Origin of the sequence: Variovorax sp. RCC_210, from assembly GCF_041355175.1 — a bacterium.
GTDB lineage: Bacteria > Pseudomonadota > Gammaproteobacteria > Burkholderiales > Burkholderiaceae_C > Variovorax.
This window is the reverse complement of sequence record NZ_JBFUPJ010000017.1, coordinates 144,600-164,264: the sequence shown is the minus strand read 5'-3', so window position 1 is coordinate 164,264 and position 19,665 is coordinate 144,600. Positions and strand designations below refer to the sequence as shown.

Below are 19,665 nucleotides of genomic sequence, written 5' to 3'. Positions count from 1 at the left end.
GGCTCGCGCCCATCCACGCGCCCCCACCCCGGCTGTCTTCTTGAGTTAATTCTCAGGAGGCCTGCTCGCGCCTGGCGCGGCAGTGACAGCATCCGGGGCCCAAGCGGCAATTCCCTGGTTTCGCGGGCGTCGTCCGTGCATCGTTGGCCCTTCAAGGGCCGGTAGAACGATACATATAAGGACAACGCATCATGAAGCGGATGCTGATCAATGCCACGCAAGCCGAAGAACGGCGCCTGGCCATCGTCGACGGGCAGAAACTGCTCGACTACGAAATCGAAATCGAAGGGCGCGAACAGCGCAAGGGCAACATCTACAAAGCGGTCGTGACGCGCGTCGAGCCTTCGCTCGAAGCCTGTTTCGTCGACTACGGCGAAGACCGCCACGGCTTCCTGCCGTTCAAGGAAATCTCCAAGCAGTACTTCGCCGAAGGCGTGTCGGCAAGCCAGGCCCGCATCCAGGACGCGATCCGCGAAGGCCAGGAACTCACCGTCCAGGTCGAAAAGGAAGAACGCGGCAACAAGGGCGCGGCCCTCACCACCTTCATCTCGCTGGCCGGCCGCTATGTCGTGCTGATGCCCAACAACCCGCGCGGCGGTGGCGTATCGCGCCGCATCGAGGGCGAAGACCGGGCCGACCTCAAGGAGGCGATGGACCAGCTCGAATACCCGAAGGGCATGAGCATCATCGCGCGCACCGCCGGCATCGGCCGCTCGGCGCCCGAACTCCAGTGGGACCTGAACTACCTGCTCAAGCTCTGGAGCGCCATCGACGGCGCAGCCAAGGGCGGCAAGGGCGCCTTCCTGATCTACCAGGAATCGTCGCTCGTCATCCGCGCCATTCGTGACTATTTCAATCACGACATCGGCGACATCCTGATCGACACCGACGACATCTACGACCAGGCGCAGCAGTTCATGGCGCACGTCATGCCCGAGCATGCCGCCCGCGTGAAGCGCTACCGCGACGACGCGGCGCTGTTCAGCCGCTTCCAGATCGAGCACCAGATCGAGTCGGCCTACGCCCGCACCGTGCAACTGCCCTCGGGCGGCGCCATCGTCATCGACCACACCGAAGCACTGGTGTCGGTCGACGTGAACTCGGCCCGCGCCATCAAGGGCGGCGACATCGAAGAAACCGCCACCCGCACCAACCTCGAAGCCGCCGACGAAGTGGCCCGCCAGATGCGCCTGCGCGACCTGGGCGGCCTGATCGTCATCGACTTCATCGACATGGACGAGTCGAAGAACCGCCGCGAAGTCGAAAGCCGCCTGCGCGACGCGCTGCGCCAGGACCGCGCCCGCGTGCAGTTCGGCTCGATCAGCAAGTTCGGCCTGATGGAAATGAGCCGCCAGCGCCTGAAGCCGGCGCTGAGCGAAGGCTCGTCGATCCCCTGCCCCCGCTGCGGCGGCTCGGGCCACATCCGCGACACCGAATCGAGCGCGCTGCAGATCCTGCGCATCATTCAGGAAGAGTGCCTGAAGGACAACACGGCCGCCGTGCACGTCCAGGTGCCGGTCGAAGTGGCGTCGTTCCTGCTGAACGAAAAGCGCCCTGAAATCGCCAAGATCGAGCTCAAGCAGCGCGTCACCGTGCTGATGGTGCCCAACAAGACGCTCGAAACGCCGAACTACAAGCTCGAGCGCCTGAAGCACGACGATCCGCGTCTCGACCACATCGAAGCCAGCTACAAGATGGCCGACGAGATCGAAGACCCGACGGCGGTCACCCGCCGCTCGCAGGAGCCCACCAACAAGCAGACGCCGGTCATCAAGGGCGTGCTGCCCGACGCGCCCGCGCCGGTGGTGCCGCCCAAGCCCGAAGCCGAGCGCGCGCCTGTCGCCGCTGCACCTGCACCCGTGGTCGCACCGCCCGTGGTGGCCGCGCCCGTGCCGGCCCAGACCGGCTTCTTCGGCTGGATCAAGAGCCTGTTCGGCGCCACGCCAGAACCCGTGGCAGCGCCTGCGCCGGCCGTGATTCCGGTCGAGCCGCCGAAGCCCCGCCGCGACGGCCGCCCTGGCCGCGACGGCGAAGCGCGTGGCGAAGCACGCGGTGGACGCGACGGCGAACAACGCCGTGGCGGACGCGGCGGTGAAGGCCGTGAGGGTCGTGATGGCCAAGGTCGCGGCGAAGGCCGTGGCGAGAACGGCGCCCGCTCGGGCCGCGACGGCGAACGCCGTGGTGGCCGCGGCGGCGAACGCCGCGAAGGCCGTGAAGGGCGCGAGGGCCGTGAAGGCCGCGAACCCCGCACGGGCGAACTGCGCGCCGACGGCACCAACGCACCGCGTGAACAGCGCGAACCCCGCGAGCCGCGTGAAGCGCGCGCACCGCGCGAAGGCGAACCCCGCCGCAACGGCCGTGGCGAACGCCGCGAAGGCGAAGGCCGCGACGGCCGCAACCAGCCGGCGGAAGCACTCGACGGCAACGTGAACCTCGAAGCCCAGCAACTCGCGCCCGGCGCGGTTGCAGGCGAAGAAGGCAACACGGCCGAGCGCGCACCGCGTGCACGCCGTGAACGTGGCGAGCGCGGCGAGCGTTCGGAACGTGGCGGCGACCGTGCAGAGCGCGGTGGTGAACGAGGTGGTGAACGCAATGGCGACAACGTCGCCCCGCGCGAACGCAGTGCCGAAGCCGGCGAAGGCGCGCCCCAGGGCGAACGCCAGCCGCGCAACGGCCGCGACGAGCAGCGCGCACCGCGCGGCGAGCGCAACGATGGCCGCGGCGAACGCACCGACGGCCGCCGCGAGCGCCGCAACGATGCGCCCGAACAGCTGAACGGCGAAGCCGAAGTGGCAGCCGCCACCGAAGCCGGTCAGGACGGCCAGGACGGCGACCTGAACGGCAACAACGAGCAGGCACCGCGCCGCGAGGGCGAAGGCGAAGCGCGCCGCGGCCGTTCGCGTGACCGTTACGGCCGCGACCGCCGCGAACGCGGCCCGCGCGACGAGAACGAAGCCGGCACGGTCAACGCACCGGCCACCGAAGGCGTGCTCGGCGTCATCGCCGCGGAAGCGGTCGAAGCGCAGGAAGCCCCGGTCGCCCGTCAAGAGCGCCAGGAACGGCAAGAGCGCCAGGAGCTGTCGCAGCAAGTGCCTGAGCGCGCCGAAGCGGTTGCCGCCGCGGCACCCGAGGCCCGCGAGGTGCGCGAACCTGCACCCCAGCAGGCCCGTGCCGAGCGTCCCGCGCCGGTGCAAGCCCCGGTACCGGCGGCAGCACCCATCGTGGTCGAAGCCGCCAAGGCACCTGTCGCCGCACCCGCCGCAGCCACCGCTGCCAACGGCCGGGCACTGCCCAAGGTCCAGGCCTTCGAACTGCCGCTGAACGAACTCGCGCAGATCGCCGAGAGCTCGGGCCTGCAGTGGGTCAACTCCGACGCCGAACGCATTGCGCAAGTCCGCGCCGCGATCGCCGCCGAGCCCAAGCCCGTGCACGTGCCGCGCGAACGTCCGCCGGTGGTGGTGGTCGACGAAGGCCCGCTGGTGCTGGTCGAAACCCGCCGCGACCTCGGTGCGATGTCGCTGCCCTTCGAGCAAGCCGCCAGCGGTACGGAGCAGCAACGCGCGCCCTGAACCGCGCACGCTTGCAGCAAATGAAAACGGCGCCACTCGGCGCCGTTTTTTTATGCCCGGTCGTGCGCCGGAAGCTTTGGCATTTCCAGGATCAATTGGCCGAGAAGATCGCGGCGGGCAACTTCGGCTCGCTCAGTGAAAGCTTTCCGGCGCTGGTGCACGGCTTCGGCGGGGTGATGCTCTACGGCGGCGTGGGAGTCCGGGTGCTAGCCGACATCAGCGGGCTGATCGTCGGCAGGGACAAGCCGTCGGTGCAGCAGGAACAGGGATCGCGCCTACGGGCGTAAGAGTGCAAGGGCCGGCCGCCCCTGAACTTCGCTTGAAGCGAGCCCGGCCCGGGGCTCAGGAGTGCTCGACCTGCGCCGCGCGCTTCCATGCCTCGGCCGCTTGCGCGGCGTCGTCGCGGTCTTCGGCCAGCTGCGCCAGGGCGAGCCAGGCGCGGCGGTACAGCTCGGTGTCCTGCAGGCCCAGGCCGGCCTGCGTCAGCAGTTGCTGGGCCTTGCCCCACAGCTGCCGCTTCATGCACGCCATGCCCGCGAGGTACTGCAGGTTGGCGTCGCGCGGGTTGTTGCGTTGCGCGCTTTCGATGCGGGCCAGCCAGTCGGCGTCCACCGAATCGAGCCCCGCCTCGAGCGCGCGCGCCAGCTTCACGCGCAGGGCATCGCCGAGGCCGCGCGGGTTGGCGACCATGCGCTCCCAGGCCGGCAGCAGCCAGCCGCGTGCCAGTGCGAGGTCGCCACGCAGCGCGACCATGCGTTGCGCCGCGTGAATGGCCACCTCGGGCATGCCGCGCTCGTTGGCGTCGAGTTCGGTCCAGGCCCGCAGCAGTTGCGCCGGGTCGTGCGCGCCCGACAGCAGTTCGGTCGCCAGGCCGCGCACGATGCTTTGCGCGGCAGCTTCAGAGAACGCGCGGTGCTTGGCCAGCAGCCGCGCGGTTTCCAGCGCTTCGAGCGTGCGGCGGTCTTGCCGCGCCGCCTTCAGTCGCAGGCGCAGGGCCAGCGTGCGACGTTGCGCACCTTGCGGCAGTTCTTCGAGCCGCGCCAGCGCCGCGGCCGCATCGCGGTCTTCCAGCGCCCAGCGGGCCGCGCGCAGCTGCACGCCTTCGCGCGTCTCCGGGCTCGCAAGCACGGCGCGGTCGGCGCTTTCGTTCAGGGCCTGCTGCAGGTGGGCATCGCGGGCCGGCTTGTCTTGCAGCGCTTGCGCGCTCTCGGCGGCCAGCAGGTGCGACAGCACGCGCACCTGCTGCGCCTGCGGCAGGCTGGCGCCGAGCGCGGACAGCGTCTTTTCTTGTGTGAGCGCCGCCTGGGCGGCCTTGCGCGCGCGCGAGAAGCGGCCCGAAATGAGCTGCACCATGGCATCGAGCAAGGCCGCGTGCAGCGTGCGCTCCTTCTGCTGCAGCCGCCATTGGCGCGCCTGCTTGGGCAGCGAGAACAACGCCGACAGCGCGCGCAGCGCCGCGTGCAGCAGCACGAAGGCCACCAGCAGGATCACCAGCACGAGGTTGAGCGACAGGTCGACACGCCAGGGCGGCCAGAACACGGTGATCGTGCCCTGGTTGTTGCCTGCGAACAGCGCGACCGCCGCCGCGACGGCGAACAGCGCGAGGAGCCAGATTGCCGCGCGCATTCAGCGACCGCCGCCGGGCCGCCCCAAGGCGGGTCGCGCCGCCCGCTCGGGGGGTGGCGAATTGCACGGAGCGCAGCGAGTGAAAAGCCGGGGGGTCATCGGTTCTAGCGTCCTGCGGCCGCGGTGGTCAAGGCGGTGAGCGTGTCGTCGATGCGCACGGGCTCGGTGGTCTTCACCTGCGTCTGCAGTTGCTGCAGCAGCGTGGCGGCGGCCTGCGTGCGGCGCGACGCGGGATCGAAATAGCGGTTGAGCGACGCGGTCACCTGCGCCAGTTCGCTGCGCGTGGCCTCCATCTGCCGCGACAGCAGCGACAGCCGCGCATTGAGCAGCTTGAGCTTCAGGTTCTCGCGCAGGAAGTACGACTGCTCGGGCGCCAGCAGGATGGCCTCGGGGCTCTGGATGCGGCCGACGCGCACCAGCGAGCGCATCTCGCCGCGAATGGTCAGCAGCACGCGGCTCCACCACGGCGCATCGGCGGGAATGGGCTCGGCCTGCCAGGCGTTGGTGCCGGTGCCGCGCACGGCCACCGCGTTGAGCGTGGGCAGGTCGTCCACGCCGCGCATGAGTTCGTCGAGCTTCTGCAGCGCCTCGGCGTTGTCGGTGCTGGCGCTGCTGCGCAGGCGGTCGGCGTCGCGCTGCATGGCGCGCTGCAGCGGTGCCAGCCGGGGCTGCGCCGCCCGCGCGATGCGCACGTCGCCGGCCTTCAGCGCCGCCAGCAAGGGCTCCACGCTGCCCGTGACCTGCGCCTGCTGCAAGGCCAGGCGCAGGGCCGACTCGATGTCGACCACCAGGTTCTCGTCGCGCGAACGCGACAGGCTTTGAATGAGTTCCTCGAGCTGCGAGCGCTGCAGCGCCACCTCGGCCACCCGCGTCTCGACCAGCGCCACGCGGGCCGATGCATCGCGCACCGTATCGCTGGCCTGGCGGGCCAGCGTGCGCGCTTCCATCGACTGCGCGATGGCATCGGCGCTTTGCCGCGCGAGCTGCTCCTTCATGCCGCTGACCTTCTGCCACAGCGCAATGGCCATCAGCAGCGCCACCACGGCCACCAGCGCGATCAGGCCGAGCCCGAGGCGCGACAGCAGCAAGGCACCGGCGGCCTTGGCGGCGGGGGTCTGGTGCGGTGCCACGGTGACCGGTACCGGCGTGGTGGCGACGGCGGGGGAAGAAGGAAGATCGTCTGACGGGGACGCGGCGCTCATGCGAGGGATTCTATCGACGCGACCAGTGCTTCCCGCAGCGGTGTGCATACACGCAACGCCCCGAAACCCGCGGCCCGCGCGGCTTCGCCGATGCGTGCGTGGGTGGCGACGGCGCTGGCCGCATGCCACTGCGTGCCGGGCATGGCGCGTTGCAGGTTGCCGATGGCTTCGGAGCTGCTGAAGAGCCAGATCGCGCGGCCTTCGGCACCGTCGAGCGCGAGCTGGCGTTGTACGACATCGAACGACGGCGGCAAGCGGCGGTACGCGACCACGGTGTCGCGCAGGCCGCGCGCAGCGTCGATCTCGTTGGCGAGCCAGTCGCGGCCCGTGGGGTGGCCGGCTTCGTCGCCGCCGCGCACGATCAGCACGCGCACCCCCGGCGTCACCTGTGCGTGCGCGCGCTCCCACAGCGCTTCGGAGTCGAAGCGCGTGGCCTCGGGCGGCGGCGCGTCGATGGCCTCGGGCGGCACGCCGGCACGCAGCAAGGCGCGCGTGGTGCCCGGCCCAGTCGCCCAGAAACGGCGGCCCGCCAATGACACGGCGTCGTCCCTGTGCGCGAAGAAGTGCTCGACCGCCGTGGCGCTCACGAACATCAGCGCCGCATAGCCGGCAAGGCGGGACCAGGCCTTGCGCAAGGGCTCGGCGTCGGCGACGGGTTCGATCGCGATCAGCGGCAACGCCACCGCGTCCAGGCCCGCGGCGCGCAGGTCGTCCACCCATTGCCGCGCTTCGCGCGCCGGCCGCGTGACGATGACGGGGCGGGTGGTCATGCGATGACCCCGGCCGTCAACGCGCCCCGGCGTCGCGCAGCAGCGTGGCGGCGTGCTCGCCGAGCGCGTCGGCCTGTGCGAAGTCGCCGGCCGGTGCCCGCGCGTGCACCTTCACGAGCGGCGCGTTGCCTTCGGGGTCGCCCCAGGCCGCGTCGATGCGCAATGCGCCATCGGCCTGCCAGCGCGCGTGCGCGGCCAGCGGCATGGAACAGCTGCCGCCCATGGCGCGGCTCACCGCGCGTTCGGCCGAGGTGGACAGCCAGTCGCCCTGGTGGGCCAGCGACTTGAGCAGTTCGATGAGTTCGGTGCGGTCCGCGCGCACCTCGATGCCCAGCGCGCCCTGCCCCGCGGCGGGCAGCATGGTGTCGGGCTCGAAGGCCACGCGAATGCGGCTTTCCAGGCCCAGCCGCTTCAGCCCGGCCGCGGCCAGCACGATGGCGTCGTACTGACCTTCGTCGAGCTTGCGCAGTCGGGTGTCGAGGTTGCCGCGCAGCGGTTCGATGCGCACGTCGGGTCGCAGCGCGCGCAGCAGCACCACGCGGCGCAGGCTCGAGGTGCCGACCACCGCGCCCAGCGGCAGTTCGTCGATGCTCGCGTAGAGGTTGGAGACCAGCGCGTCGCGCGGGTCTTCGCGTTCCAGCACGCAGGCCAGCGCGAAACCTTCGGGCAGGTCCATCGGCACGTCCTTCAACGAATGGACCGCGATGTCGGCACGCCCTTCTTCCAGCGCGAGCTCGAGTTCCTTCACGAAGAGGCCCTTGCCGCCCACCTTGCTGAGCGAGCGGTCCAGGATCTGGTCGCCCGTGGTCGTGAGGCCCAGCAGGCTGACCGTGTGGCCTCGTTCTTGCAGAAGCGCCTGCACGTGTTCAGCCTGCCAAAGTGCCAGCCGGCTTTCGCGCGTGGCGATCACGATATTGCTCAAGACCGTTCCCGAAAAGTACATGTTTCCAAACCGCGGGAATGCTAGCATGTTGCGCCGCAGCAACGCAGTCGGCGCATCCATTCAAGAAGTCCAGGACACACACCGAATGAAAGCCAGCAAGACCCCTGCTCCCCTTGCCCCCTCCAGGCGCCGACAGGCCGAAGACCAGCCACTCATCGAAGACATCCGGCTGTTGGGCCGGATCCTCGGCGATGTGATCCGGGAGCAGGAAGGAGACGAGACCTATGCGCTGGTGGAGAAGATCCGCACGCTGTCGGTGGCCTTCCGCCGCGATGCCGACCAGGCCGCCGACCGCGCGCTGAAAAACCTGCTCAAGGGCCTGAGCGCCGCGGAAACGGTGCGCGTGATTCGCGCCTTCACCTATTTCAGCCACCTGGCCAACCTGGCCGAGGACCGCCACCAGATCCGCCGCCGCACCGAGGCCGAACGCGCCGGCGACAGCGCCGACGGCGACCTGCAGACCGCGCTCGCGCGCATCCGCAAGGCCGGCGTGAAGCCCGACGACATCGTTGCCTCGCTGGCCCACAGCTACGTGTCGCCCGTGCTCACCGCGCACCCGACCGAAGTGCAGCGCAAGAGCATCCTCGACGCCGAGCGCGCCATTGCGCAACTGCTCACCGTGCGCGACGAGATCCGCCTGCGCCAGGGCGCCTATGCCGGCGGAAAAGACGCGCTCACGCCGCTCGAATTCGCCGACAACGAAACGCAGATGCGCACGCGCGTCACGCAGATCTGGCAGACGCGGCTGCTGCGCTTTTCCAAGCTCACCGTGGCCGACGAAATCGAGAACGCGCTGAGCTACTACGAGGCCACCTTCCTGCGCGAGATTCCGCGCGTGTACGCCGACCTCGAAAAGGCTTTGGCCCAGGGCGGCCACACGCCGTCGGTGGCGCCCTTCCTGCGCATGGGCCAGTGGATTGGCGGCGACCGCGACGGCAACCCCAACGTCACGGCCGAAACGCTGGAGTACGCGCTGCGCCGCCAGTGCGAACTGGCGCTGCGCCACTACCTCACCGAGGTGCACTACCTGGGCGGCGAGCTGTCGCTGTCGGCCACGCTGGTCGACGTGTCGGTCGAGATGCAGGCGCTGGCCGAGCGCTCGCCCGACACCAGCGAGCACCGCAAGGACGAGCCCTACCGCCGCGCGCTCACCGGCGTGTACGCGCGCCTGGCCGCCACGCTGCGCGAGCTCACCGGCGGCGAGGCCGCGCGCCACGCCGTCGCGCCGCAGAACCCGTACGCCACCGCCGAAGAGTTCCTGGCCGACCTGCGCACCGTGGCCGAGTCGCTCGAGGAAAAGCACGGCACCGTGCTGGCCGCGCCGCGCCTGCTGCCGCTGATTCGCGCGGTGGAGGTGTTCGGCTTTCACCTGGCCACGGTCGACCTGCGCCAGAGCTCCGACAAGCACGAGGCCGTGATTGCCGAGCTGCTGGCCACCGCGCGCATCGAGCCCTCGTACGCGTCGCTGGCCGAAGACGCCAAGCAGACGCTGCTGCTGCGCCTGCTGGACGACGCCCGCCCGCTGCGCGTGCCCGACGCCGACTACTCGCCGCTCGCGCGCAGCGAGCTGGCCATCTTCGCGGCCGCGCGCGCCTCGCGTGCGCGCTACGGGGCGGCGGCCATCCGCCACTACATCATCAGCCACACCGAGACCGTGAGCGACCTGCTCGAGGCGCTGCTGCTGCAGAAGGAAGTGGGCCTGCTGCGCGGCGCCATGGACGGCAACGCCACCTGCGACCTGATCGTGGTGCCGTTGTTCGAGACCATCGAAGACCTGCGCAACGCGGCACCCATCGTGCGCGCCTTCTATGCGCTGCCGAACATCCAGGCGCTCATCGAACGCTCGGGCGCCGAGCAGGACGTGATGCTGGGCTACAGCGACAGCAACAAGGACGGCGGCATCTTCACCAGCAACTGGGAGCTGTACCGCGCGGGCATCGCGCTGGTGGCGCTGTTCGACGAGCTCAACAAGAAAAAGGCCAACCCGATTCGCCTGCGCATGTTCCACGGCCGCGGCGGCACCGTGGGGCGCGGCGGCGGCCCGAGCTACCAGGCCATCCTGGCGCAGCCGCCGGGCACGGTGCGCGGGCAGATCCGCCTCACCGAGCAGGGCGAGGTCATCGGCTCCAAGTACGCCAACCGCGAGATCGGCCGGCGCAACCTCGAGACGCTGGTGGCCGCCACGCTCGAAGCCACGCTGCTGCCGCAAGGCAAGTCGGCGCCCGCCACCTTCCTGTCGGCCGCCGGCGAGCTGTCAACCGCGAGCATGGGCGCGTACCGCAAGCTGGTGTACGAGACCCCGGGCTTCGGCGACTACTTCTTCGGCTCCACGCCGATCCGCGAGATCGCCGAGCTCAACATCGGCTCGCGCCCCGCGTCGCGCAACCCCAGCCACAAGATCGACGACCTGCGCGCGGTGCCGTGGAGCTTCAGCTGGGGCCAGTGCCGCCTGACCATTCCGGGCTGGTTCGGCTTCGGCTCGGGCGTGGAGCAGTTCCTGGCCGCCGCCGGCACCGCCGCGGGCAAGAAGGAGCGCGTGGCGCTGCTGCAGCGCATGTACGAGCAGTGGCCCTTCTTTCGCACGCTGCTGTCGAACATGGACATGGTGCTGGCCAAGAGCGACCTGGCGCTGGCCTCGCGCTACGCCGAACTGGTCACCGACCGCAAGCTGCGCCAGAAGGTGTTCTCGATGATCGACGCCGAATGGCATCGCACGTCGGACGCGCTCACGCTCATCACGGGCGCCAAGCAGCGGCTCGAGGGCAACGCCGAGATGCAGCGCTCGGTGCGCCACCGCTTCCCGTACATCGATCCGCTGCACCACCTGCAGGTGGAGCTGATGCGCCGCTACCGCGCGGGCGACGGCGGCGAGCGGCTGCAGCGCGGCATCCACATCTCCATCAACGGGGTGGCGGCGGGGTTGCGCAACACGGGTTGATTCATATCAACCGCGGCTGATTCGTGGGGAACAGAGGGCGCCTTGTGCGCCCTCTCCTACGTCGTCTGTCCGCAATGAGGAACCCGTAAGGTCATTTAAAAGGGTACGGTCGGACTCGTTCACAGTTCTCGCCACAGTTCTCGCAATTGCGCGGCAGCTCGAAGTCGTTACAAGGAGCCCGTAGCCATGCCAGTCCCGCAGTCTTTGACCCATTCGCCCATCGATTTCGTCGGTAACGACGTCGAGGCGCTCGCTTCCCACATGCGCCATTGCGCGCGCGCCCACGGGCGCTGGTTCTCGCTGCGAAGCCACATGCAACGCGTGCGCGCGCTCGCTGCGGGCCGCATCGTCACGATGGCCTGCGTGGCCGTGGTGTTGGGCATCGGCCTTTTCGCCGTCGCTTGAGCGCCGCAGCCGCCGTCGACCGCCTCCAGGGGCTCAGTCACTACGCCCGGGCGCTGCTTCTGGGTCCGCATGACCCGGTAGCCCTTCCGATTCGCGCCGAACTCTTCGGCGTCCAGCGCTTCGAGCAGCACGGGCGCAGCCTCGCGCGCGCGCAGGTGGTCGAAGAAGACCACGCCTCGCGCGAAGCCGCCCCCTTCTTTCCGCGCGTGGACGAAAACCTCGCTTCGCTGCGCAACGCCTTCGACTACATCGCGCTCATTTCGCTCAGCGGGCGCTACGTGTCGCCGGCGGCCGAATGGCTGCTCGACAACTTCCACCTGGTCGAGGCGCAGCTCCAGCAGATTCACGACGGCGTGCCGCGCAGCTACTACGCGCGCCTGCCCAAGCTGGCGGCGCCGCCTCTGGCCGGCCTGCCGCGCGTGTACGGCATTGCGTGGGCCTACGTGGCCCACACCGACAGCGTGCTCAACCAGGCGCTGTTCACGGCCTTTCTGAACGCCTACCAGGAGGTGGACGAACTCACGCTCGGCGAGCTGTGGGCGCTGCCGACCACCTTGCGCGTGGTGCTGCTCGAAAACCTGCGCCGCGTGGCCGAGACCATCGCCGAGAACAAGGTCGCGCGCGAAATCGCGCACGCCGCCTGGGACGCCGCGCCGCACCTCTCGGCGCAGGACCTCGACGTGCTTTACCGCGCGCTGCAAAGCCACGGCCTGCAGGACAACTACCTCACGCAGCTGTGGCAGCGCCTGCCCGTGGAGCGCGGCGAAGACATGCCCGCGCTGGTGCGCTGGACCGAGCAGCACTGCCCCAACGGCCCGGCGCTGATCGGCGAGGCGCAGAACGCGCAGGCCGCGGCCAACCTCACGGTCGGCAACATCATCACCACGCTGCGCATGATCGGCCAGGTCGAGTGGAGCGACCTGATCGAGCCCGTGAGCCGCTCGCTGCGCGTGCTGCGCGAGCTGCCCAGCTTCGCCAACGAAAGCGAACTCACGCGCCAGCAGATCACCCACGCCATGGAGCAGGTGGCGCGCACCAGCGAGCAGCCCGAGCGCGTGGTGGCGCAGGCCGTGGTGCAGCTGGCCGCGTCCGCGCCGGCCGACGACGCCGGCGCCGAGACCGACCGTGCCGACGGCACCGCCGGCTTCTATCTTTTCGGCCAGGGCCGGCCCGCGCTTGTCGCGGCGTTGCAGGCCGACGTCGACGCCAGGCGAGCGGGTCGCGCCGTCGTCGCCCCTGCGGCACAGCCGCCGCGCGACCATCGCGGCTGGCGCCTGCCGGTGTACATCGGCTCGGTGGCGCTGGGCACGGCGCTGCTGCTGGCCGCCGTGGTGCACGGCCTGCCGCACCGCGAAGACTGGACCACCGTGCTGGCGCTGGTGCTGCTGGCGTGGCCGCTGTCCGAGGCGCTGCTGGCGCTGGCGCAGCGCATCATGGCCGAGTCGGTGCGCGTGCAGTCCCTGCCGCGCCTGGACTTTGCCAACGGCATTCCCGAGCGGCACCGCGCGCTGGTCGTCATGCCCACGCTGCTGTCGTCGGCCGCGAACAACGCGCAGCTGGCGCACCGGCTCGAGCTGCACTGGCTGGCCAACCGCGAAGACCACGCGCAGTTCGCGCTGCTGACCGACTGGGCCGATGCGCCCCAGGCCTCGCTGCCCGAAGACGGCGCGCTGCTCGACGACGCGCTGCAGCGCATCGCCGCGCTCAACGCGAAATACCCCGTGGCGCCCGACGCCGCGCCGCGCTTCCTGCTGCTGCACCGCCCGCGCAGCTGGAGCGACACCGAACGGCGCTGGATGGGCTGGGAGCGCAAGCGCGGCAAGCTCGAGATGCTGGTGCGCCTGCTGGCCACCGGCGACGCCAGCGGCTTCCTGCCGCTCGCGCCCGGCCTGCGCCTGGCCGCCGGCCGCACGCCCTACGTGCTCACGCTCGACAGCGACACCGGCCTGCCGCCTGGCGCCTTGCGCGACCTCGTGTCGATTGCCGCGCACCCGCTGAACGCGCCCGAAATCGATGTGCGGAGCCGGCGCGTGGTGGCCGGCTTCGGCATCCTGCAGCCGCGCATCGTCACGCCATTTCCGATGCAGAACGAGCGCTCGTTCTTCCACTGGGTGTTCGCCGGCCAGTGCGGGCTGGACCCCTACGGCAGCGGCGCCTCCGACATCTACCAGGACGTGTTCGGCAGCGGCTCCTTCACCGGCAAGGGCCTGCTGAACGTGCGCGCGCTGCACGCCACGCTCGACCGGCGCCTGCCCGACGGCGCGGTGCTCAGCCACGACCTGCTCGAAGGCACGGTCGCGCGCTGCGCGATGGTGAGCGACGTGGTGCTGGTGGAAGACCATCCGCACCACGCCGGCGTGGCCGCGTCGCGCGTGCACCGCTGGGTGCGCGGCGACTGGCAGCTGCTGCCGCTGATGTGGCGCGCGCGCCGCTTCGGCCTCGACGCGCTGGGCCTGTGGAAGATGGGCGACAACCTGCGCCGCTCGCTGGTGGTGCCGGCGTCTTTCGCGCTGCTGGTGCTGGTGGTGTTCACGCAGGCCATGCCACTGGGCTGGGCGCTGGCGGCCGTGGCCTCGGCGCTGGTACTGGGGCCGCTGCTGGGCGCGCTCGCCGGGCTGGTGCCCACGCGCCGTGCCATCGAGCTGCGCCACTTCTTCGACGTGGGCGCGGTCGAGCTGCTGCGCGCTATGGCCGGCGCGGCGTGGCAGTTCGTGCAGCTCGCGGCGCAGACGCGGCTGCTGCTGGACGCGTGGTTCCGCGCCACCTGGCGCCTGGTCGTCAGCCGCCGGCACCTGCTCGAATGGACCACGGCGGCGCAAGCCCAGGCCCAGGCGAGCGAACGGCTGGGGCCCTTCCTGCGCAATGCCGCGGCCAGCAGCGTGCTGTGCCTTGCACTCGCCGTGGCGGCGCACTGGAGCGCCTACCCGGTCATCGGCCCGCTGCTGTTCGTGCTGTGGGCGCTGGCGCCGGTGGCGGCGTGGTGGGGCAGCCGCGCCGATGCCGAAGTGCAAGACCCGCTCAGCACCGAGCAGCGCAGCTACCTGCGCAAGGTGGCGCACGACACCTGGCGCTTCTTCGAGCACGTGGTGGGCCCCGACGACAACCACCTGCCGCCCGACAACCTGCAGCTGGAGCCGCAACCCACCATTGCGCACCGCACCTCGCCGACCAACATCGGCATGTACCTGCTGGCCGCCTGCTGCGCGCGCGAGTTCCGCTGGATCGACACCGCCGCGCTGCTCGCACGCATCACGGCCACGCTCGACAGCGTGGACCGCATGCAGAAGCACCACGGCCACCTGTTCAACTGGTACGACACGCAAACGCTGAAACCGCTGCCGCCCGACTACGTGTCCAGCGTGGACAGCGGCAACTTCGCGGGCCACCTGGTGGCCGTGGCGCAGGCCTGCCGCGCTTTCGCGGCCGAAGGATGCGAAGCGCACGAGGCGCCCGCGCTCGAAGCCCTGGCACGGCGCTGCGACGCGCTGCACGCCGACATGGACTTCAGCGGCCTCTACGACGCCAAGCGCCACCTGTTCCACATCGGCCTGCGCGTGGAAGAGAACGTGCTCGACGCCAGCTACTACGACCTGCTGGCCTCCGAGTCGCGCCTGCTGAGCTTCCTGGCCATCGCCAAGGGGGACGTGCCGCGCCGCCACTGGATGGCGCTGGGCCGGCCCTTCCTGCTGGTGGGCTTCCAGCCCAGCCTGAAGTCGTGGTCGGGCTCGATGTTCGAGTACGTGATGCCCGCGCTGGTGATGTCCGAGCCCACCGACGGCCTGCTGCAGGTGGCCAACGCCGCCGCCATCGCCGAGCAGCAGGCCTTCGGCCGCGCGCAGAACCTGCCGTGGGGCGTGTCCGAGTCGGCGTACTTCGCGCAGGACCACTCGCTGGCCTACCAGTACTCGCCCTTCGGCGTGCCGCGGCTCGCGCTGCGGCGCACGCCGCCCACCGACCGCGTGGTGGCGCCCTATGCCAGCGCCATGGCCGCGCCCTTCGCCCCGGTGGCGGCGGTGCAGAACCTGGAGCTGCTCGAATCGCTGGGCGCGCGCGGCGAGTTCGGCTTTCACGACGCGGTCGACTTCACCGCCTCGCGCCAGAGCGAGGGGCAGGACTTCACCGTGGTGCGCAACTTCATGGCGCACCACCAGGGCATGTCGCTGGTGGCGCTGTGCAACCTGCTGTGCGCCGACGCGCCGCGCCGCTGGTTCGGCAGCGCCGCGCTGGTGCAGGCGCACGACACGCTGCTGCACGAACGCACGCCGCGCCAGATCATCGGCAGCGCCGATCCGCGCACGCCGCCCGAGCCCAGCCAGGCCGAGCTGGCGCCGCTGTTCCAGCCGCGCCTGGTCGACCCGATGGCACCGGGCTTCCAGCCCACGCACCTGCTGTCGAACGGCCGCTACACCGTGGCCCTGCGCGCCAACGGCGCGGGCGTGAGCCGCTGGCATTCGTTCAACGTGACGCGCTGGCGCGACGACCCGCTGCGCGACAGCTACGGCACCTTCTTCTTCATCCGCGACGACGGCGCCGAAGCGCTCACCTCGCTCACCGCCCTGCCCGCGCCCGGCGCCGACTGGCGCTACCGCACCCGCTTCCTGGCCGACCAGGTGCAGTTCGACGCCACCGGCCCCGGCCTGCAGGTGCGCACCACCGTGCTCATCAGCCCCGAGGACGACACCGAGCTGCGCAACATCACCCTGCACAACTCGGGCGAGCACACGCGCACGCTGGAGCTGGTGTCGTACTTCGAGCCGGTGCTGTCGAACCCCAAGGCCGACGAGGCGCACCCGGCCTTCGCCAACCTGTTCGTGGAGTCGCGCTGGGAGCCCTCGTGGCGCGCGCTGCTGCTGTCGCGCAAGCCGCGCCTGCACGGCGACGCGGTGGTGGCCGCCGCCCATTTCCTGGCCTCGGCGGACGCCAACGTGCTGTCCATCGACTGCATGACCGACCGGCGCGCCTTCATCGGGCGCAACCGCACGCTGGCCAACCCCGCGCTCGACGCGCAGCCGCTCACCGCCAAGGGCAAGCAGGTGAACGGGCTGGACCCCATCGCCTGCCTGCGCGTGCGGCTGTCGATTGCGCCGGGCGCCACCGCGCGCCTGAGCTTCGCCACGGCGGCCGACGAGACCATCGAGGCGCTGATGCCCGGCATCGACCGCTACATGCAGCCCATGCACGTGGAGCGCGCCACCCGCATGGCCGCCACGCTGGCGCAGGTGCGCCTGCGCGACCTGAGCATCGCGCCCGCGCAGAACCTGGCGCTGCAAGACCTGACGACCATCCTCACGTACACCACGCCGCGCGTCATGAGCGACCGCGGGCTGATCGACCTGCGGCAGATCTGGCGCTTCGGCATCTCGGGGGACAAGCCCATCGTGCTGGTGTACATCCACTCGATGAACGGCATGGGCCTCATCAACACGCTGCTGCGCGCGCAGCCGTGGTGGGGCTTCGGCGGCGTGGCCTGCGACCTGGTGGTGCTCAACAGCGAACCCAACTCGTACCTGATGCCGCTGCAGCGCGAGATAGAAATGCTGCGCTCACGCGTCACCCAGCAAACGCAGAACAGCTTTCCGCGCAACGACACGGCCGGCTTCTACCTGCTGCGCGACCAGGACGTGGTGCCTTCGGAAAAGGCCGCGCTCTCCAGCCTGGCGCGCGCGGTGTTCACGGCCGACGGGCGCCCGCTCGAAGTGCAGGTGGCGGCCTTGCACGAGGCGCGCGGCGACGCGCCGTCGGCCACCGAAACCGTCGCCACGCCCCCGGCCGTGCCGCTGGTGCCACGCCTCGAAGCGCTGCCCACGGCAACGCCTCCCACTGGCGAGTTCGACGCCGACAGCGGCGAGTTCCGCTTCGAGGTCGGCGCCGACCGGCGCACGCCGCGCCCGTGGATCAACGTGATCGCCAACGAGGCCTTCGGCTTCCAGGTGTCCGAGTGGGGCACCGGCTTCACCTGGGCCGTGAACAGCCGCATGCACCAGGTCACGCCGTGGTCGAACGACCCGGTGCAGGACCCGGCCTTCGAGCACTACCTGCTGCAGGACCTGGCCTCGCGCGACATGCTGCCGCTGACACCCGCCGGCGGCCATGCAGGCAAGGCGCGCCACCGCGTGCGCCACGGCCAGGGCTACACCGTGTTCGAGCACGACGCGGGCGACCTCGCGCTGCAAACCACCTTCTTCGCCGACCGCGACGAGGCCGTGAAGCTGGTGCACGTGCGCGTGCACAACCAGGGCAGCGGCGCGCGGCGCCTGCGCGCCCTGGCCATGGCCGAGTGGCAGCTCGGCGACGCGCGCGGCACGCGGCGCACCGTGCATTGCTGGAAGCCCGAAGACCAGCCGGCCGTGTTCGGCGAGCAGCGCGAATCGGGCGCGGGCTTCGGCGGCAGCACGGCCTTCCTGATGCTCGCGGGCCTGCAAGGCAGCGGCACCAGTTCGGCCATGGGCGCCACGCAATGGACCTGCGACCGCAACGAGTTCTTCGGTGGCCACGGCGTGGTCGAGGTGCCCGACACGCTCGCGCGGCGCGCCGGCAGCGGGCTCGACGCCTGCGCGGCCATCGGCGGCGAATTCGTGGTGGCGGCCGGCGAAACGGCCAGCTTCAGCTTCGTGCTGGGCCATGCGGCCAGCGCCGACGCCGCGCTCGACCTGGCGCACCGCTGGCGCCAGCGCGACGTGCCGGCCGCGCTGGCCCAGGTGCAGGGCTTCTGGAACGAGCTGCTGGGCCGGCTGCACGTGCGCACGCCCGACCCGCTGTTCGACGCGCTGGTCAACCGCTGGCTGGTCTACCAGACGCTGGCCTGCAGGCTGTGGTCGAAGGCCGGCTTCTACCAGGCGGGCGGCGCCTTCGGCTTCAGGGACCAGCTGCAGGACGCCATGGCCTTCGCCCTGACCGACCCGGCGCGGCTGCGCGAGCAGATATTGCTCAACGCGGCGCGCCAGTTTCCCGAGGGCGACGTGCAGCACTGGTGGCACATGCCCGGCGGTGCCGGCGTGCGCACGCATTTCTCGGACGACCTGCTGTGGCTGCCGTACGCGGCGGCGCACTACGTGGAGGTGACGGGCGATGCATCGCTGCTCGACGCCATGGCCGGCTTCATCGAAGGCCCGGCCATTCCCGAGGGCGCCGAAGACGCCTACTACGCGCCGCAGCGCAGCGGCCAGATGGCCAGCGTGTTCGAGCACGGCGCGCGCGCCATCGACCGCAGCCTGAAGACCGGCGCCCACGGCCTGCCGCTGATGGGCACCGGCGACTGGAACGACGGCATGAACCGCGTGGGCAACGAAGGCCGCGGCGAATCGGTGTGGCTCGCGTGGTTCCTGTGCAGCGTGGTCGCGCAGTTCGCGCCGCTGGCGCAGGCACGCGGCGAGCACGAGCGCGCCGCGCGCTGGAGCGCCGCGCGCACCGGCTGGATTGCCGCGCTGCACGGTGCCGGCTGGGACGGCGCGTGGTTCCGACGTGCCTTCTTCGACAACGGCGCGCCGCTGGGCTCGTCGACCAACGACGAATGCCGCATCGACCTGATCGCGCAGGCGTGGTCGGTGCTGTCGGGCGCCTCGGACGACGCCCATACCGGCCCGGCCATGGCCTCGGTGAAGAAGCTGCTGCACGACGAGCCGGCCGGCCTGCTGCGCCTGCTGACGCCGCCCTTCGCCAACTCGACCAACAACCCCGGCTACATCCAGGCCTACCCGCCCGGCGTGCGCGAGAACGGCGGCCAGTATTCGCACGGCGCCGTGTGGGCGCTGATGGCGCAGGCGCTGCAGGGCGACCACGAGGCGGCGTGGCAGAGCTTCGAGGGCTTGAGCCCGGCGCATCGCGCGCGGCACCCCGAGCGCGGGCCGGTGTACGAGCTGGAGCCCTACGTGATGGCGGGCGACGTGTACGGCGCGGCGCCCTACGTGGGCCGCGGCGGCTGGAGCTGGTACACCGGCTCGGCCGCGTGGCTGCACCGCGCGGCCGTGGAGACGCTGCTGGGCCTGAGCGTGAAGGGCCGCCAGCTCGCGCTGACGCCGCACGTGCCGGCGCACTGGCCGGGCTTCGAGATCGCGCTGCGGCTCGGGGGGCGGCAGCTCACGCTCCAGTGGGGCGAGGTGCACGGCGTGGATGGCGCGGCCGCGCCGACGCACCACGTGGCGGCGGGCGAATGGATCGACTGGCAGGCGCTGCCGGCCGACGCGGTGCTGCGGGTGGCCTGAAGGGGCGGGGC

9 protein-coding genes are annotated in these 19,665 nt (G+C 70.9%); 5 read left to right on the top strand and 4 right to left on the bottom strand.

Translation table 11 applies throughout. The features are described 5' to 3' along the window. The first annotated feature begins 191 nt into the window (after nt 1-191). The gene (locus AB6807_RS33665; RefSeq protein WP_371087962.1) at nt 192-3,569 is read left to right on the top strand and encodes an Rne/Rng family ribonuclease; all 3,378 of its coding nucleotides are present in this window, start codon (nt 192-194) and stop codon (nt 3,567-3,569) included. 11 nt (nt 3,570-3,580) lie between these two features. Further along, nucleotides 3,581-3,856 carry a hypothetical protein gene (locus tag AB6807_RS33660; RefSeq protein ID WP_371087961.1) on the top strand — a complete coding sequence of 92 codons (276 nt, stop codon included), beginning with the start codon at nt 3,581-3,583 and terminating at the stop codon, nt 3,854-3,856. 55 nt (nt 3,857-3,911) lie between these two features. On the opposite strand, the gene AB6807_RS33655 is transcribed toward AB6807_RS33660, so the two are convergent. The 4 genes from AB6807_RS33655 to hemC all read right to left on the bottom strand — a co-directional run bounded on the left by AB6807_RS33655 (nt 3,912) and on the right by hemC (nt 8,110). After that, a complete protein-coding gene (locus AB6807_RS33655) occupies nt 3,912-5,195 on the bottom strand; it encodes a heme biosynthesis protein HemY (RefSeq protein WP_116908286.1) in 1,284 nt (427 codons plus the stop codon). Nucleotides 5,196-5,299: 104 nt separating this feature from the next. Next, nucleotides 5,300-6,397 carry a uroporphyrinogen-III C-methyltransferase gene (locus AB6807_RS33650; RefSeq protein ID WP_116908287.1) on the bottom strand — a complete coding sequence of 366 codons (1,098 nt, stop codon included), beginning with the start codon at nt 6,395-6,397 and terminating at the stop codon, nt 5,300-5,302. Continuing rightward, a complete protein-coding gene (locus AB6807_RS33645) occupies nt 6,394-7,167 on the bottom strand; it encodes a uroporphyrinogen-III synthase (protein ID WP_371087960.1) in 774 nt (257 codons plus the stop codon). Before AB6807_RS33645 ends, AB6807_RS33650 begins: the two co-directional genes overlap by 4 nt. A 16-nt stretch (nt 7,168-7,183) precedes the next feature. After that, nucleotides 7,184-8,110, bottom strand: coding sequence for a hydroxymethylbilane synthase (gene hemC / locus AB6807_RS33640; protein WP_371087959.1), 927 nt, complete (start codon nt 8,108-8,110; stop codon nt 7,184-7,186). An 85-nt stretch (nt 8,111-8,195) separates the two neighbouring features. Between hemC and ppc the strand changes: the two genes are divergently transcribed. The 3 genes from ppc (at nt 8,196) to AB6807_RS33625 (ending at nt 19,654) form a co-directional block, all read left to right on the top strand. After that, nucleotides 8,196-11,048, top strand: coding sequence for a phosphoenolpyruvate carboxylase (gene ppc / locus AB6807_RS33635; protein WP_116908290.1), 2,853 nt, complete (start codon nt 8,196-8,198; stop codon nt 11,046-11,048). Between the two features lie 186 nt (nt 11,049-11,234). Then, nucleotides 11,235-11,453 (top strand): hypothetical protein, encoded by a 219-nt coding sequence (locus tag AB6807_RS33630; protein ID WP_116908291.1) that lies wholly within the window; start codon nt 11,235-11,237, stop codon nt 11,451-11,453. Next, nucleotides 11,450-19,654, top strand: coding sequence for a GH36-type glycosyl hydrolase domain-containing protein (locus tag AB6807_RS33625; RefSeq protein ID WP_371087958.1), 8,205 nt, complete (start codon nt 11,450-11,452; stop codon nt 19,652-19,654). The genes AB6807_RS33630 and AB6807_RS33625 overlap by 4 nt, the downstream gene beginning before the upstream one ends. The last annotated feature ends 11 nt before the right edge of the window (nt 19,655-19,665 follow it).